Source organism: Gordonia paraffinivorans, from assembly GCF_900683595.1.
Lineage (GTDB): Bacteria > Actinomycetota > Actinomycetes > Mycobacteriales > Mycobacteriaceae > Gordonia > Gordonia paraffinivorans.
The window spans coordinates 12,962-29,291 of sequence record NZ_CAACYD010000001.1 but is presented as its reverse complement, the minus strand read 5'-3'; the positions used below and the strand labels follow the sequence as shown (position 1 = coordinate 29,291).

Sequence of the window (16,330 nt, the reverse complement as noted above, 5' to 3'; positions counted from 1 at the left end):
TCGCCAGTCGAGATCGCAGTTGCTCGGTCCGGTTCACGCCGACGGTCACGACCACATCCTCGTCGATGTGTCGCACGACGTCGGCAGTCGCCACGCGAACACGCGGCGATGCGAATCGGTCGGTATCGGAGCCCCGCGGACCTGTGTCCCGGGGCTCTCTTGCTGAGGGTTTCACACTCGGATCTCCTGCCTACGGCCCCCGCGCGACGACGCGACGGTTACCACTGCAGGATTGAACTAGGAGGCCCCATCAGCACTGAGACCCGCATCAACGAGCGCATCCGCGTCCCTGAGGTCCGACTCGTCGGACCCAACTCGGAGCAGGTGGGCATCGTGCGTGTTGAAGATGCGCTTCGCTTGGCCTACGAGGCCGACCTCGACCTGGTCGAGGTGGCCCCGGACGCCCGTCCGCCGGTCTGCAAGATCATGGACTACGGCAAGTTCAAGTACGAGGCGGCCCAGAAGCAGCGTGAAGCACGCCGCAATCAGCAGATGACCGTCATCAAGGAGCAGAAGCTCCGGCCCAAGATCGACGACCACGATTACGAGACCAAGAAGGGTCACGTCATCCGGTTCCTCAAGGACGGGTCCAAGGTGAAGGTCACGATCATGTTCCGCGGCCGTGAGCAGTCGCGTCCGGAACTCGGCTACCGGTTGCTGCAGCGCCTGGGCAACGACGTCGCCGACTACGGCTACGTCGAGACCGCAGCCAAGCAGGACGGTCGCAACATGACGATGGTCCTCGCCCCGCACAAGGGAGCGAAGACCCGCCAGAAGGCGCAAGAGAGCCGCGAACGTTCCGGCGGAGGCCAGAAGAAGGCCGACGCCCCCGCGGACGAGAGCTGAGCCGATCGGCCGGGCGGGGAGCACATGCCCCGCGCCGGCCGTGATCACGAGACGTGAACCCGGGATTCCAGCCGTACCTGGTCAGGTTCGGTTGCCCGCGTTCGCCCGACAGAAGGAAGAAAATGCCTAAGAGCAAGACCCACAAGGGCACCGCGAAGCGGTTCAAGGTGACCGGCAGCGGCAAGATCGTCCGCCAGAAGGCCAACCGCCGCCACCTCCTGGAGCACAAGCCCTCCAAGCGCACTCGTCGCCTCGACGGCACCACCGTCGTCAGCGACAACGACGCGCCGCGTATCAAGCGCCTGCTGAACCGCTGACGCGAGCGACCCCGGACATCTGACGAGCAAAAGGATCTAGAACATGGCACGCGTGAAAAGGGCCGTCAACGCCCAGAAGAAGCGTCGGACCACCCTCGAGGCCTCGAAGGGCTACCGCGGTCAGCGGTCGCGCCTGTACCGCAAGGCCAAGGAGCAGCAGCTCCACTCGCTGAACTACGCCTACCGGGACCGTCGTGCCCGCAAGGGTGAGTTCCGCAAGCTGTGGATCGCCCGCATCAACGCTGCGGCCCGCGCCAACGACATCACCTACAACCGCTTTATCCAGGGCCTGAAGGCCGCCGGTGTCGAGGTCGACCGCAAGGTCCTCGCCGACATCGCGGTGACCGATCCCGAGGCCTTCACCGGCCTGGTCGAGGTCGCCCGCAAGGCCCTGCCGGCCGACGTCAACGCCCCGGCTGCCTGATTGAGCAACACCGCACACGACCCGCGAGTCGCGCGGAGGATGTCCCGATGACGGAGATCCTGTCCGAGCGATCCTCGCGGGTCGTGTCGTTTGCCAAGCTCCACCGCGCCGCCGCCAGGCGCGAGCAGGGCCGATTCCTCGCCGAGGGGTCGAACGCGGTGGAGACCGCCCTGGCCGTCGAGAAGGCGGAGACGGTGCTGGTGGCGGAAGAGCATCTCGATCGTCACCGCGCGATCGTCGAGACCGCCGAGGCCGGGGGAGTGCCGGTCCTGCTGATCTCCGGGCGTGCGGCGTCGAAACTGTCCGAGACCACCACACCGCCCGGCGTCTTCGCCGTGTGTCGGCTCCTGGACGCGTCGCTGGCCGACGTGCTCGCCGACGAGCCGCGTCTGCTGGCGATCGCGGTCGAGCCCCGTGAGCCCGGCAACGCCGGCACCCTGATCCGCTGCGCCGATGCGATGGGCGCCGACGCGGTGGTCCTGCTCGGCGACTCCGTCGACCCCCACAACGGCAAGTGCGTCCGCGCGAGCGCGGGGACGGTCTTCACCGTGCCGGTGGTGCGCGAGAGGCGGGTGGCCGAGGGTCTCGCGACGATCGCGGCGTCGGGCATCACGCTGCTCGCCACGGCCGCCGACGGCGAGGTGAACCTCGACCACGCCGACGAGGTGCTCGCCGGCCGGATCGGCTGGCTGTTCGGCAACGAGGCCCACGGCCTGTCGCCGGAGGTCCAGCGCGTCGCCCACCACCGGGTGTCGATCCCCATCCGCGGCCGCGCGGAGAGCCTGAATGTGGCCGCCGCAGCGGCGATCTGCCTGTACGAGAGTGCGCGGATCCACAACGCGGTGGGTCGCGGCTGACAGCTGTCCGACGCGGCCGGTAGGGTCGGCGATCGTGTCAGAAACCGTGTCACCCGAGTCCGTGCCGTCAACCGAGTCCGCCTCGGCGTCCGCCCCCGTCGCCGGGGCGCAGCAGACAGAGACGCCCGCGACCCCTCAGACCGTTCCGGCCCCTGATCCGGCCGTGGTCAACGCCCGCGTCGCGACGGCGATCGCCACCGAACTCAACGTCGGAGTCGGCCAGGTCCGTGCGGCGATCGAGCTGCTCGACGGCGGGTCGACGGTCCCGTTCGTCGCGCGCTACCGCAAGGAGGCGACCGGCGGCCTCGACGACGCCCAGCTGCGCACGCTCGAAGAGCGTCTCGCCTACCTTCGCGACCTCGAGGCACGGCGCCAGGCCGTACGCGAGTCCATCGCCGCCCAGGGCAAGCTCGACGCCGAGCTCGACGCGCGCATCCTCGCCGCCGACACCAAGGCGCGGCTCGAGGACATCTACCTGCCCTACAAGCCCAAGCGGCGCACCAAGGCCCAGATCGCGCGCGAGGCCGGGCACGAGCCCGTCGCCGACGCCCTGCTGTCGGATCCGAACACCGACCCGTCGACCTTCACCGCCGAGCAGCTCGACGGTGCCCGGGCGATCGCCGTGGAGCGCATCGCCGAGGACGCCGATCTCGTCGGCGAACTCCGTGAGCTGATGTGGCAGAAGGGCGTTCTGCGGACTGCCGTCCGTGAGGGCAAGGAGTCCGCGGGCGCCAAGTTCGCCGACTACTTCGAGTACTCCGAGCCGTTCACCACGATCCCGTCGCACCGCGTGCTCGCCGTGCTGCGCGGTGAGCGCGAGGAGATCCTGAGCGTCACCCTCGACCCCGATCCCGAGGCCGCCGAGCGCCCGGCCGGGCCCGGCATCTACGAGCAGCTCATCGCCGCCCGGTTCGGCATCTCCGATCAGGGGCGCCCCGCCGATCGCTGGCTCGCCGACACCGTGCGGTGGGCCTGGCGCACCAAGCTCTTCGTCGGGTTGTCCATCGACATCCGCACCCGGTTGCGCCAGCAGGCGGAGGCCGACGCGGTCGCGGTGTTCGCGACCAACCTCAAGGACCTGCTGCTCGCCGCACCGGCCGGTGCGCGCACCACGATGGGCCTCGATCCCGGTCTCCGCACCGGCGTGAAGGTCGCGGTGGTCAACGAGACCGGCAAGGTCGTCGACACCGCCACCATCTACCCGCACGAACCGCGCCGGGACAAGGCCGGTGCGCTCGCCGTGCTCGGCGCGCTCGTGCAGAAGCACGGCGTCGAGCTGATCGCCATCGGCAACGGCACGGCCTCCCGAGAGACCGACGCGCTCGCGGGTGAACTCGTGGCCGCGATCAAGGCGGCGGGCAAGACCCCGCCCACGACGGTCGTCGTCTCCGAGGCCGGCGCGTCGGTGTACTCGGCGTCGGCGTACGCGTCCAAGGAGCTGCCCGACCTCGACGTGTCGTTGCGCGGCGCGGTGTCCATCGCCCGGCGCCTGCAGGATCCGCTCGCCGAGCTGGTGAAGATCGACCCGAAGTCGATCGGCGTGGGCCAGTACCAGCACGACGTGTCCGAGACGCTGCTCGCCCGGTCGCTGGGCGCGGTGGTCGAGGACGCGGTGAACGCGGTCGGCGTCGACGTCAACACCGCCTCGGTCCCGCTGCTCTCGCGCGTGTCAGGCATCACCCCGAGCCTGGCGGAGTCGATCGTGTCGTATCGGGATTCGAACGGGGCGTTCCGCAACCGCAAGCAGATCACCGAGGTTCCGCGCCTGGGGCCCAAGGCGTTCGAGCAGTGCGCGGGCTTCCTCCGGATCACCGACGGCGACAACCCGCTCGACGCATCGGCGGTGCACCCGGAGGCGTACCCGGTGGTGACCCGGATCCTGGAGAAGGTCGGCACCGACGTGCGTTCGCTCATCGGTGACACCGCCACGCTGACCAAGCTGCGTCCCGACGACTTCGTCGACGAGACCTTCGGTCGCCCGACCGTGGTCGACATCATCTCCGAGCTCGACAAGCCCGGCCGCGACCCGCGTCCCGAGTTCAAGACGGCGACCTTCGCCAGCGGCATCGAGAAGGTCTCCGACCTCGAGCCCGGCATGATCCTCGAGGGACAGGTCACCAACGTCGCCGCGTTCGGCGCGTTCGTCGACGTGGGCGTCCATCAGGACGGTCTCGTCCATGTGTCGGCGATGGCTCATCGCTTCGTCTCCGACCCGCACGAGATCGTCAAGTCCGGCGACATCGTGAAGGTCAAGGTCATGGAGGTCGACGTCGAGCGCCAGCGCATCGGCCTGTCCCTGCGCCTCGACGACGAGCCGGGCACGACCGGCAAGGGCGGGTCACGCCCGCCCCGCGGAGAAGGAAACCGCGGCGGCGGTCAGGGACGCCGCAACGACCAGCGCGGTCGTGGCCAGGGTCGGGGCGGCAACCGCAACGACCGTCGTCCGGCTCCCGGCGGCGCGATGGCCGATGCGCTCAAGCGCGCGGGTTTCGGCAACTGACGCACCGGATCCGACGAATCGCGGGACCGGGTCCCGGACTCGCGCGCACCGCGTCGCGACTTCGGGCCCGACCCGCGATTTTGCCGTCTGCGACCGAGTGATTCTGCTCAGGTCCGCGGTGAATCGGCCGGTCAGACTCGGTGGATGCGCACGATCACGCCCGTCTCGACCCGCCCGCGCGGCCTCCCGACGCCTCGCGAACTCGCCGCCCTCACCGGTGACCGCGACCGCTACATCGATCTCATCCGCATCGTCTCGTTGCTGGTCGTCGTCGCCGGTCACTCGATCATGCTCACGGTCGACACCGCCGGGGACTCGATCCTTCTCGGCAACACTCTCGGCGAGATACCCGCACTGCAAGCCGCGACCTGGTTGTTGCAGGTCCTGCCGCTGTTCTTCTTCGCCGGAGCCGCCGCGTCGACGCACGCATGGAGGTCTCGTGCCGCCACCGACGCACCGAGTGCCGGACAGTGGCTGTTCGGTCGTGCCCAGCGCCTGCTCCGACCAGTGGTCTGGTATCTGAGCGCCGTGGTCGCCACGCTGGTGATCCTGGGGGTCACCGGTCACGACGCCGCGGTCGACGTCGTCGCCCGCCTGAGCGTGCAACTGCTCTGGTTCCTCGGAGCCTACCTGCTCGTTCTGGCCGTCGTCCCGTTCCTGCAGCGGGTCCGCACGACCGGCCACATCGCGATCGCGCTCGCTGCGTGCTGGGGGAGTACCGCGCTCGTCGACGCCGTTCGCCTGTCCGGCGGCCCGTCCTGGCTCGGCTATGCGGGCTTCCTCACCGTCTGGACTCTCCCCGCCGTGCTCGGCGTGGCCCACGCCAAGCGGATCCTGCGACCCGCGATCGCCGGGGTCGTCGCGGCGTGCGCGCTCGTCGTCGACATCTGCCTGGTCGTGTGGGGGCCGTACGAGATGTCGCTCGTGACGGTGCCGGGTCAGCAGCTGTCGAACATGAACCCGCCCAGCCTGCTGCTCGCCGGCCACGCGATCGTCCTCTGCGCCGGGGCGATCGCGCTGCGGGGCGTACTGGCCGGCATCGCCGACAGCCCGCGGGTCTGGTGGTGGGTCGTCCTCGGCAACCGGGGAGCGATGACCCTGTACCTGTGGCATCTGCCGGTTCTCGCCGCGATCGTCGCACTCGGCGCGGCGGCCGGATTCGACCGCGCCGACGCGCACAGCATGTCGTTCCCGATCGTCGTCGCGACGCAGACCGCGTTGCTGCTGATCCTGATGGTGCCGGTCCTCGTGCTGCTCTCCCCGCTGGAGAACAGGCCCCTTCCGTGGTGGGACGACCCCGTCGCCCGACGTGCGGGCCGGGCTCGCGACGCGGCCCTGGTGTCGCTCGTGGTGGTCCTCGGCATCGCGGTGCTGATGGTGGCGAGGTCCGGCCTCGTCGGCGACGGTCTGGTTTACCTGCTGATCGCCGCGGGCGGTGCACTCGGCGCCCGCTGCCTCGCGCTCGGCATCGACCCCGAGGCCCGCCCGCGGACGTAGAGCGCGTGCGGTCGCGCGCTGGTCACTCCTCCCTGCAGGTCAGGGCGAGGAGGCGGTCGACTACCCTCGATGGGAGTCATCGCCGTCGTCGACGGTGGTCCGGGAACGCAAAAAGCCAAGGTCCCGGGACCGCGTCGCGTGACGACGACGCAGTCCGTCCACCGACCCACGCATGAGGAGCTCGCCGACCGTGGCCACTTCCGCCGACGAAACGGTATTCCCTGGACCCGACGACCTCGAGGCCGCCGCCGCAGCGGCGATCGAGGCCTTCGAGGCGGCGGCCGATCTCGAGCAGCTCGCCGCGGCGAAGACGGCACACCTCGGGGACAAGTCGCCGATCGCCCTGGCACGACGCGCGCTCGGCAGTCTTCCGAAGGAGCAGCGGTCCGAGGCGGGCAAGCTCGTCAACCAGGTCCGCGGGCGGGTCACCGCCGCACTCGAACTCCGCACCACGACCCTCGAGGCCGAACGCGACGCGGCGGTGCTGGTCGCCGAGGCGGTCGACGTCACGCTTCCCAGCGGCCGCCGCCCGGTCGGCGCGCGCCACCCGATCACCGTGATCGCCGAACAGGTCGCCGACGTCTTCGTCGGGATGGGCTGGGAGATCGCCGAGGGACCCGAGGTCGAGACCGAGCACCACAACTTCGACGCGCTGAACTTCCTGCCGGATCACCCGGCGCGGTCGATGCAGGACACCTTCTACATCGCCCCCGAGGGGTCGCGTCAGGTGCTGCGCACGCACACCTCGCCGGTGCAGGTGCGCTCCATGCTCGACCGCGAGCTCCCCATCTACGTCGCGTGCCCGGGCCGGACGTTCCGCACCGACGAACTCGACGCCACCCACACCCCGGTCTTCCACCAGATCGAGGGACTCGCCGTCGACAAGGGCCTCACGCTGGCCCACCTTCGCGGCACCCTGGAGACCTTCGCGCGCGCCCTCTTCGGGCCCGAGACCACCACGCGCATGCGCGCGTCCTACTTCCCGTTCACCGAGCCGTCGGCCGAGGTCGACGTCTGGTTCCCGGGCAAGAAGGGCGGGCCCGGCTGGGTCGAGTGGGGCGGCTGCGGCATGGTCAACCCGAACGTCCTGCGGGCCAGCGGGATCGACCCGGACGTCTACTCCGGCTTCGCCTTCGGCATGGGCCTCGAGCGCACGCTGCAGTTCCGCAACGACATCTCCGACATGCGCGACATGGTCGAGGGCGACATCCGGTTCACCCTGCCCTTCGGCCCGGCGGCCTGATCACCGGCGAGCACCCTCACAGACTTCTCCCGACGCGACGAAAGTAGTTGATAGACAGTGCGTGCACCTCAGTCCTGGTACACCGAGGTCCTGCGTTCCGGCGACCCCGAGTGGTCGGCCACCACGGAGGAGATCGACGCGGGCTTCGTCCGGGTCGGTTTCGAGATCGAGGACATCGAGAAGTTCCCGGAGATCACCGGCCCGCTGGTCGTCGGGCGGGTGGAGACCATCGAGGAGCTCACCGGCTTCAAGAAGCCGATCCGCTTCTGCACCGTCGAGGTGGGCGAGGAGCAGCCGCGCGGCATCGTGTGCGGCGCACGCAATTTCGCCGAGGGTGACCTGGTCGTCGCCGCGCTGCCCGGAACCGTGCTGCCCGGTCCGTTCGAGATCGCCTCGCGCAAGACCTACGGCCGCGTCTCCGACGGCATGATCTGCTCGGTCTCCGAGCTGGGCATCGGCAACGACCACAGCGGCATCCTCGTGCTGGCGCCCGGCACCGCCGAACCCGGCGCCGACGCCCGCGAGGTGCTCGGCCTCGACGACGCGGCGATCGACGTGAACGTCACCCCGGACCGCGGGTACGCCTTCTCGATCCGCGGACTCGGCCGCGAGCTCGCGAGCGCCTTCGAGGTGCCTTTCGTCGACCCGGCATCGGTCGTCGACGAGGTGAAGGCCGACGGCACGCCGTGGCCGGTCGCCATCGACTCCGACTCCGGCGCGACCCGCTACACCGCCCGCGTCATCACCGGCGTGAACCCGAAGGCCGTGTCCCCGTGGTGGATGCAGAAGCGACTCCTCGTCGCCGGCATCCGTCCGATCTCGGCGATCGTCGACGTCACCAACTACGTGATGATCGAACTCGGCCAGCCGCTGCACGCGTTCGACGCCGACCGCGTCTCCGGCACGGTGACCGTCCGCTCGGCGAAGCCGGGGGAGAAGCTGCGCACCCTCGACGACGTCGAGCGTGTGCTCGATCCCGAGGACGTCGTCATCGCCGACGAGACCGGCCCGATCGCGCTCGCGGGCGTGATGGGCGGCGCGGCCACCGAGGTCGGCGACGAGACCACGACCGTGCTGCTCGAGTCGGCCACCTTCGACCAGGTCCGCGTCTTCCGCACCGGCAAGCGACACAAGCTGACCTCGGAGGCGAGCAAGCGCTTCGAGCGCATCGTCGACCCCGAGGTGACGGCGGTCGCCTCCGACCGGGCGGCGCAGCTCATCGTCGAGATCGCCGGCGGCACCATCTCCTCGCCGCTGTCGGAGGCCCGCGTCGACACCCCGAAGCCGGTCGCCATCAGCATCCCCGCCGACGAACCCGACCGCGTCGCCGGCGTCACCTACCCGGCCGGCACCACGGCCGCCCGCCTGCGAGAGGTCGGCTGCGAGGTCACCGGCTCCGACGTGCTCGAGGTGACCCCGCCGTCGTGGCGTCCGGACCTCAAACAGCGCGCCGACCTCGTCGAGGAGGTGCTGCGCCTCGAGGGGCTCGAGGACATCCCGGCCGTGGTGCCCCGCGCACCCGGCGGCACCGGCCTCACCCCGAAGCAGCGTCGTCGCCGGAGCATCGGCCGCACGCTCGCACTCGACGGCTACGTCGAGGTGCTGCCGTACCCGTTCATGCCCGCCGGCGTGTTCGACCTCTGGGACCTCCCGGCCGACGACGAGCGTCGCCGCACCGTCAAGGTGCTCAACCCGCTGGAGGCCGATCGTCCCGAGCTCAGCACGACGCTGCTGCCGGGCCTGCTCGAGATGGCCGCGCGCAACATCGCCCGCGGGAAGCGCGACCTCTCGCTGTACACGATCGGCCAGGTCGTCATCGCCGGTGACCAGGCAGCGCCCGTCCCGGCGCTCGACGTGACCCGCCGTCCGACCGAGGAGGAGATCGCCGCGCTCGACGCCTCGCTCCCGCACCAGCCGCTGCACGTCGGCGTGGTCCTCACCGGCCTGCGCGACCCCGCGGGCCATTGGGGTCCGGGACGTCCCGCCGATTACCTCGACGCCTTCGAGGCGGCCCGCACGATCGGCCGTGCGGCCGGTGTGACGATCGAGCTCACCGCCGACGACCACCGCCCGTGGCATCCCGGCCGCTGCGCGCGGCTGACCGTCGACGGTCGTACCGTCGGCCATGCGGGCGAGCTGCATCCCGCGGTCCTCGAGCGTGCGCATCTGCCCAAGCGGATGTGCGCGGTGGAGATCGACATCGACGCCCTGCCGCTCGACGTGGTCCTGCCCGCGCCGTCGGTGTCGGTGTTCCCGGCGGTTCTGCAGGACGTCAACGTCGTGGTCGCGAGGGACGTGCCGGCGGCCGAGGTGGAGAAGGCCCTGCGCGAGGGCGCCGGTGAACTCCTCGAGGAGATCTCGCTGTTCGACGTCTTCACCGGCGAGCAGGTCGGTGAGGGCAACAAGTCGCTGACGTTCTCCCTGCGGTTCCGCGCGGCCGACCGCACCCTGACCGAGGACGAGGCGAACGCCGCCAAACTCGCCGCGGTCGACGCCGCCGCCGAGCGGGTGGGGGCGCGCCTGCGCTGACGCCACGCGCGTCAGCGCCGGGACGAGCAGGGCGCCTGAGTGGCGCGCGACTCGCCGACGGCCACCCCACCGATGAATTGATTTGCATCGTTCTGCATAATGATTGCATGACGATCAAAGTGGCGGTGGCCGGCGCGAGCGGCTACGCGGGCGGTGAGATCCTCCGGCTTCTGTTGGGGCATCCCCGGCTGCGATCGGGTGAACTCGAGATCGGCGCGCTGACCGCAGGGGGCAACGCCGGCAGTGTGCTCGGCGTCCACCATCCGCATCTGTTGCCGCTGGCCGACCGGGTTCTCGAGGACACCTCGCCCGAGGTCCTCGCCGGTCACGACGTGGTCTTCCTGGGCCTGCCGCACGGCACGTCGGCCGTCATCGCCGACGCGCTGCCGCCGACGACCCTGATCATCGACTGCGGCGCGGACTTCCGGCTGCGGGACGCCGAGGACTGGGCCGCCTACTACGGCGGCGACCACGCGGGAACCTGGCCGTACGGCCTGCCCGAACTGCCGGGCAACCGGGAGGTCCTGAAGGCGGCGAGCCGCATCGCCGTCCCGGGCTGTTACCCGACGGTGTCGATCCTCTCGCTGCTCCCGGCGTTCGCCGCGGGCCTCGTCGAGCCCCACGCGACCATCGTCGCCGTGAGCGGCACCTCGGGAGCCGGCCGGTCGCCGAAGGTCGATCTCCTCGCCTCCGAGGTGATCGGGTCGGCCCGCGCCTACGGCGTCGGCGGCGTGCACCGGCACACCCCGGAGATCGGGCAGGCGCTGTCGGCGGCGGCCAGCGAGCCGGTCAGCGTGTCGTTCACCCCGGTCCTCGCTCCGATGGCGCGCGGCATCCTCGCCACCTGCACCGCGCGGACCACCGCCACCAAGGCCGAGATCCGGGCCGTCTACAAGCAGGCCTACGCCGACGAGGAGTTCATCCACGTCCTGCCCGAGGACCGGCTGCCCGCAACGGGTTCGGTGATCGGCTCCAACGCCGTCCAGCTCGGCGTGACCGTCGACGAGCGCGCCGGGACCCTCGTGGTCGTCGGTGCCGTGGACAACCTGACCAAGGGGACCGGCGGCGCCGCGGTCCAGTCGATGAACCTGGCGCTGGGCTGGACCGAGAACGAAGGACTGAGCACCGTGGGAGTGGCACCGTGACGAGCAGCGAGCAGACGCCGACACCGTCGGCGTTCCCGGAACCCGACCGGATCGAGGGCGGCGCGCCCGGCGACCGGCCCCGCCTCGTCCGCGAACAGGGCGTGACCTCACCCCTCGGCTTCCGCGCCGCGGGAATCGCCGCCGGCATCAAGGCCTCCGGCGCCCCCGACCTCGCGCTGGTCTTCAACGAGGGACCCGACCACTCGGCGGCCGGCGTGTTCACCCGCAACCAGGTCAAGGCGGCGCCCGTCCTGTGGTCGCAGCAGGTGCTGACGACCGGCCGGCTGCGCGCGGTGATCCTGAACTCCGGCGGCGCGAACGCCTGCACCGGCCCGGGCGGCTTCCAGGACACCCACAAGACCGCCGAGGCCGTGGCCGAGGCACTGAGCAACTGGGGGACCGAAACCGGTGCGGTGGAGGTCGCGGTGTGCTCGACGGGCCTCATCGGCGACCGGCTGCCCATGGACAAGGTCCTGGCCGGCGTGACCGAGATCGTCCACGAGATGGCCGGCGGACTGTCCGGGGGCACCGACGCCGCGCACGCGATCATGACCACCGACACCAAGCCGAAGCAGGCCGCGCTGCACCACCCGCAGGGGTGGAACGTCGGCGGCATGGGCAAGGGCGCGGGCATGATGGCGCCCTCGCTGGCGACCATGCTCGTGGTGCTGACCACCGACGCCGCCGCCACGCCCGAGCAGCTCGACACCGCGTTGCGGCGCGCCACGGCGCGGACGTTCGACCGGCTCGACATCGACGGCTGCATCTCCACCAACGACACCGTGCTCCTGCTGAGTTCGGGTGCGAGCCAGATCCCGGTCGAGCAGGCCGACCTCGACGAGGCCGTGTTCGCGGTGTGTGACGACCTGGCCGCGCAGATGCAGGCCGACGCCGAGGGCGTCACCAAGCGCATCCGCATCACCGTCGCCGGCGCGCGCACCGAGGACGACGCGGTCGCCGTGGCACGGTGGGTCGCGCGCGACTCGCTGGTCAAGACGGCGCTGTTCGGCTCCGATCCCAACTGGGGCCGCGTCCTGGCCGCGGTCGGTGCGTCGCCGGTCCGGATCGATCCGGACCTGATCTCGGTGTCGTTCAACGGTTCCCCGGTCTGCGAGAACGGATGTGGCGTCGCGGGTGCCCGCGAGGTCGACCTGTCCGGTCCCGACGTCGACGTGGTGGTCGATCTGAAGCTCGGCGACGCCTCGGCGTCGGTCCGGACGACGGACCTGTCGCACGCCTACGTCGAAGAGAACTCGGCGTACTCGTCATGAGCGGCGACGCATCGCAGGCCGGTGCCCCGAAGATCGATCCGGACGCCGGATTGGCCAAGGCGAGGGTCCTCGCCGAGGCGCTGCCGGCCCTCCAGGAACTCCATGGCGCGACGATCGTCGTCAAGTACGGCGGCAACGCCATGGTCGACGACGAGCTGAAGAAGGCCTTCGCCGCCGACATGGTGTTCCTGCGCGCCTGCGGCATGCACCCCGTCGTCGTGCACGGCGGCGGTCCGCAGATCTCGGCCATGCTGAAGAAGCTCGGCCTCCAGGGCGAGTTCAAGGGCGGATTCCGGGTGACCACGCCCGAGGTGATGGACGTCGCCCGGATGGTGCTGTTCGGTCAGGTGGGCCGCGAACTCGTCGGCCTCATCAACCGGCACGGCCCCTACGCGGTCGGCATCACCGGTGAGGACGCGCACCTGTTCACCGCGACCCGCCGCACCGTCATGGTCGACGGCGTCGCCACCGACATCGGACTCGTCGGCGACATCACCTCGGTGAACACCTCGGCGGTGCTCGATCTCGTCGCCGCCGGACGCATCCCGGTGATCTCGACGATCGCCCCCGACCGCGACGGCGTCGTGCACAACATCAACGCCGACACCGCGGCGGGCGCGATCGCAGAGGCGCTCGGCGCGACCCGGCTGGTGATGCTCACCGATGTCGAGGGCCTCTACACCGACTGGCCCGACCGCGGTTCGCTGGTGTCGCAGATCGACACCGACGCGCTCGCGGAGCTGCTGCCGTCGCTGGACTCCGGGATGATCCCGAAGATGGAGGCCTGCCTGCGCGCGGTGACCGGGGGAGTCGAACGCGCCCACGTCATCGACGGCCGCGTCGCCCATTCCGTGCTCGCCGAACTGCTGACCGAGAGTTCCACCGGCACCGCCGTCGTCGACCCCTCCGAGGCCGTCGCCGCGACCGGAACCGAGGAGGAGAAATGACCGCGCCCTTGCAGGAGCGCTGGGCCACCGCGCTAATGAAGATCTACGGCACCCCGCCGATCGCCCTGGTGGGCGGTTCGGGGCCGTACGTCACCGACGCCGACGGCAGGCGCTACCTCGACCTCCTCGGCGGCATCGCGGTCAACGCCCTCGGCCACGCCCACCCGGCGATCGTCGAGGCGGTCACCACCCAGCTGCAGACCCTCGGCCACGTGTCGAACCTCTACATCTCGCCTCCGGTCGTCGAGCTCGCCGAGAAGCTGCTCGACAGGTTCGGCCATCCCGGGCGGGTGTTCTTCTGCAACTCGGGCACCGAGGCCAACGAGGCCGCGTTCAAGCTCGCGCGGCGGACCGGTCGTCCCGAGATCGTGGCCGCGGAGAAGGCGTTCCACGGCCGCACCATGGGAGCGCTCGCGATGACCGGGCAACCGACGAAGCGCGCCCCGTTCGAACCGATGCCGCCCGGCGTGCGCTTCGTGCCGTACGGCGACGTCGAGGCCCTCGACGCCGCGGTCACCGATCAGACCGCCGCGGTCATCCTCGAGCCGATCCTCGGCGAGGCCGGAGTGATCGTGCCGCCCGCCGACTACCTGGCCGCGGCCCGGCGGATCACCAGTGAGCGCGGCGCGCTGCTGATCCTCGACGAGGTGCAGACCGGGGTGGCCCGCACCGGCACCTTCTTCGCCCATCAGCAGGTCGGCGTCGTCCCCGACGTCATGACCCTGGCCAAGGGACTCGGCGGCGGCCTGCCGATCGGCGCGTGCATCGCCACCGGTCCGGCGGCCGAGCTGTTCGAACCCGGCCAGCACGGCACGACCTTCGGCGGCAATCCGGTCGCCGCCGCCGCGGCGCTCGCCGTGCTCGGCGTCATCGAGTCCGAGGGGCTCGTCGACCACGTCGCCGCGGTCGGCAAGTCGATCGCCGCCGGCATCGAGGACCTGCACCACCCGCTCGTGTCGCACGTGCGCGGAGCCGGCCTGCTGCTCGGCGTCGTGCTCGCCGAGCCGGTGTCGGCCCACGTCGACGCGGCGGCCCGCGACGCCGGGTTCCTCATCAACGCCCCGGCGCCCGACGTCCTGCGGCTCGCGCCGCCGCTGATCCTCACCGAGGAGCAGGCGGAGAGCTTCGTGCAGGCATTGCCGGGCATCCTCGACGCAGCCAAAAACAGAGCGACGCAACAGAACCAGGGGGTCCAGCAATGACGCGTCACTTCCTCCGCGACGACGACCTCACCCCGGCAGAACAGGCCGAGGTGCTGGCGCTCGCCGCCGAGGTCAAGGCCAACCCGTTCAAGTACCGGCCCCTCGAGGGCCCGCGCGGGGTCGGCGTGATCTTCGACAAGAACTCGACGCGTACCCGGTTCTCGTTCGAGGTGGGCATCGCCCAGCTCGGCGGCCACGCCGTGGTCGTCGACGGGCGCACCACCCAGCTCGGCCGTGAGGAGACCCTCGCCGACACCGGCCGCGTGCTCTCCCGTTTCGTCGACGCGGTGGTGTGGCGGACCTTCGGCCAGGAGCGCCTGGAGGAACTGTCCTCGGCGGCGACGATCCCGGTCGTCAACGCGCTGTCCGACGAGTTCCACCCGTGCCAGGTGCTCGCCGATCTCCAGACGATCATCGAGCACAAGGGCTCGGCCGCCGGCCTGCGGATGACCTACCTGGGCGACGGCGCCAACAACATGGCCCACTCGCTGGCGCTCGGCGGCGTGACCGCCGGGATGCACGTCACCATCAGCGCACCCGAGGGCTTCCGGCCGGATCCGGCGATCATCGCCGACACCGAGCGTCGCGCCGCCGAGACCGGCGGCTCGGTGAGCCTCGTGGCCGACCCGGTCGCCGCGGTCACCGGCGCCGACGTCCTCGTCACCGACACCTGGGTGTCCATGGGCCAGGAGGACGACGGCAAGGACCGCAAGGCGCCTTTCCTGCCGTACCAGATCAACGACGAGTTGCTCGGACACGCCGCCGACGACGCGATCGTGCTGCACTGCCTTCCGGCCCACCGGGGCGACGAGATCACCGAGTCGGTCATCGACGGCCCGAGGTCGGTGGTGTTCGACGAGGCGGAGAACAGGCTGCACGCGCAGAAGGCGCTCCTCATCTGGCTGCTCGCGCACCAGTGAGGACCGGGCGAGACCACGACAGCCTACGACGAGTGACACAGGACGAGAGATGACCGCCGGAGCCGAACCACGCGGAACCGCGTCGAGCGGGGCCGAGCATTCGGAGACCCGCCTCGCCGCGACCCGTGCGGGCCGGCACGCGCGGATCGTCGAGATCCTGGCGACCCATCAGGTGCGGAGCCAGACCGAACTGCAGCGCCTGCTCGCCGAGGAGGGCATCGAGGCCACCCAGGCCACGCTCTCCCGTGACCTCGACGAACTCGGCGCGGTCAAGCTCCGCGCCGCCGACGGCGGGGCCGGCGTGTACGTCGTGCCCGAGGACGGCACCCCCGTCCGCGGGGTGTCCGGCGGCACCGACCGCCTCGCCCGACTCGTGACCGACCTGCTGGTCTCGACCGACAGCAGCGGCAACCTCGCGGTGCTGCGCACGCCCCCGGGCGCGGCGCACTACCTGGCAGCGGCCCTGGACCGGGCGCGGTTGCCCGACGTGGTGGGCACGATCGCCGGTGACGACACGATCCTCGTCGTCGCCCGCGAGCCGCTCACGGGCGCCGAACTCGCACGACGGATCGAGGGACTCGTGTAGCCGCCCCGGCCCGCAATCAGCACCAGAGAGAGACCCACAGCACAAG

Annotated in this window: 14 protein-coding genes; all 14 read left to right on the top strand. The window is 70.9% G+C overall.

The features are described 5' to 3' along the window. Nucleotides 1-186 precede the first annotated feature (186 nt). The 14 genes from infC (at nt 187) to E1P53_RS00040 (ending at nt 16,284) form a co-directional block, all read left to right on the top strand. Nucleotides 187-846 (top strand): translation initiation factor IF-3, encoded by a 660-nt coding sequence (gene infC, locus E1P53_RS00105; protein ID WP_165484379.1) that lies wholly within the window; start codon nt 187-189, stop codon nt 844-846. Between the two features lie 122 nt (nt 847-968). Next, nucleotides 969-1,163 carry a 50S ribosomal protein L35 gene (gene rpmI / locus E1P53_RS00100; RefSeq protein ID WP_006901971.1) on the top strand — a complete coding sequence of 65 codons (195 nt, stop codon included), beginning with the start codon at nt 969-971 and terminating at the stop codon, nt 1,161-1,163. A 43-nt stretch (nt 1,164-1,206) separates the two neighbouring features. Continuing rightward, nucleotides 1,207-1,587 (top strand): 50S ribosomal protein L20, encoded by a 381-nt coding sequence (rplT, locus tag E1P53_RS00095; protein ID WP_006901970.1) that lies wholly within the window; start codon nt 1,207-1,209, stop codon nt 1,585-1,587. Nucleotides 1,588-1,634: 47 nt separating this feature from the next. Further along, nucleotides 1,635-2,444, top strand: coding sequence for a TrmH family RNA methyltransferase (locus E1P53_RS00090; RefSeq protein WP_131733119.1), 810 nt, complete (start codon nt 1,635-1,637; stop codon nt 2,442-2,444). 46 nt (nt 2,445-2,490) lie between these two features. After that, nucleotides 2,491-4,944 (top strand): Tex family protein, encoded by a 2,454-nt coding sequence (locus E1P53_RS00085; RefSeq protein WP_371830980.1) that lies wholly within the window; start codon nt 2,491-2,493, stop codon nt 4,942-4,944. Nucleotides 4,945-5,088: 144 nt separating this feature from the next. Next, nucleotides 5,089-6,441, top strand: a complete 1,353-nt coding sequence (locus tag E1P53_RS00080; protein ID WP_131733117.1) for an acyltransferase family protein — start codon at nt 5,089-5,091, stop codon at nt 6,439-6,441. Between the two features lie 190 nt (nt 6,442-6,631). Further along, entirely contained in the window at nt 6,632-7,684 is a 1,053-nt protein-coding gene (pheS, locus tag E1P53_RS00075) for a phenylalanine--tRNA ligase subunit alpha (RefSeq protein ID WP_006901965.1), read from the top strand. A 57-nt stretch (nt 7,685-7,741) separates the two neighbouring features. Continuing rightward, the gene (pheT, locus tag E1P53_RS00070) at nt 7,742-10,213 is read left to right on the top strand and encodes a phenylalanine--tRNA ligase subunit beta (RefSeq protein ID WP_131733116.1); all 2,472 of its coding nucleotides are present in this window, start codon (nt 7,742-7,744) and stop codon (nt 10,211-10,213) included. Nucleotides 10,214-10,320: 107 nt separating this feature from the next. Continuing rightward, nucleotides 10,321-11,358, top strand: a complete 1,038-nt coding sequence (argC, locus tag E1P53_RS00065; RefSeq protein ID WP_131733115.1) for an N-acetyl-gamma-glutamyl-phosphate reductase — start codon at nt 10,321-10,323, stop codon at nt 11,356-11,358. Beyond that, nucleotides 11,355-12,629, top strand: coding sequence for a bifunctional glutamate N-acetyltransferase/amino-acid acetyltransferase ArgJ (gene argJ, locus E1P53_RS00060; RefSeq protein ID WP_109239513.1), 1,275 nt, complete (start codon nt 11,355-11,357; stop codon nt 12,627-12,629). Before argC ends, argJ begins: the two co-directional genes overlap by 4 nt. Beyond that, nucleotides 12,626-13,576 carry an acetylglutamate kinase gene (gene argB / locus E1P53_RS00055; protein ID WP_006901961.1) on the top strand — a complete coding sequence of 317 codons (951 nt, stop codon included), beginning with the start codon at nt 12,626-12,628 and terminating at the stop codon, nt 13,574-13,576. Before argJ ends, argB begins: the two co-directional genes overlap by 4 nt. Beyond that, nucleotides 13,573-14,778, top strand: coding sequence for an acetylornithine transaminase (locus E1P53_RS00050; RefSeq protein WP_131733114.1), 1,206 nt, complete (start codon nt 13,573-13,575; stop codon nt 14,776-14,778). The genes argB and E1P53_RS00050 overlap by 4 nt, the downstream gene beginning before the upstream one ends. Continuing rightward, nucleotides 14,775-15,698: an ornithine carbamoyltransferase gene (gene argF / locus E1P53_RS00045; protein WP_006901959.1), complete on the top strand. Its 924-nt coding sequence runs from the start codon at nt 14,775-14,777 to the stop codon at nt 15,696-15,698. Before E1P53_RS00050 ends, argF begins: the two co-directional genes overlap by 4 nt. A 49-nt stretch (nt 15,699-15,747) precedes the next feature. After that, a complete protein-coding gene (locus E1P53_RS00040) occupies nt 15,748-16,284 on the top strand; it encodes an arginine repressor (protein ID WP_109239516.1) in 537 nt (178 codons plus the stop codon). Nucleotides 16,285-16,330: the final 46 nt, after the last annotated feature.

Bases quoted from the DNA above. Each gene is read 5' to 3' on its own strand.
- E1P53_RS00080 (WP_131733117.1), top strand. From the start codon at position 5,089: ATGCGCACGATCACGCCCGTCTCGACCCGCCCGCGCGGCCTCCCGACG.
- E1P53_RS00090 (WP_131733119.1), top strand. From the start codon at position 1,635: ATGACGGAGATCCTGTCCGAGCGATCCTCGCGGGTCGTGTCGTTTGCC.
- argB (WP_006901961.1), top strand. From the start codon at position 12,626: ATGAGCGGCGACGCATCGCAGGCCGGTGCCCCGAAGATCGATCCGGAC.
- E1P53_RS00040 (WP_109239516.1), top strand. From the start codon at position 15,748: ATGACCGCCGGAGCCGAACCACGCGGAACCGCGTCGAGCGGGGCCGAG.
- rpmI (WP_006901971.1), top strand. From the start codon at position 969: ATGCCTAAGAGCAAGACCCACAAGGGCACCGCGAAGCGGTTCAAGGTG.
- argF (WP_006901959.1), top strand. From the start codon at position 14,775: ATGACGCGTCACTTCCTCCGCGACGACGACCTCACCCCGGCAGAACAG.
- rplT (WP_006901970.1), top strand. From the start codon at position 1,207: ATGGCACGCGTGAAAAGGGCCGTCAACGCCCAGAAGAAGCGTCGGACC.
- argC (WP_131733115.1), top strand. From the start codon at position 10,321: ATGACGATCAAAGTGGCGGTGGCCGGCGCGAGCGGCTACGCGGGCGGT.
- E1P53_RS00050 (WP_131733114.1), top strand. From the start codon at position 13,573: ATGACCGCGCCCTTGCAGGAGCGCTGGGCCACCGCGCTAATGAAGATC.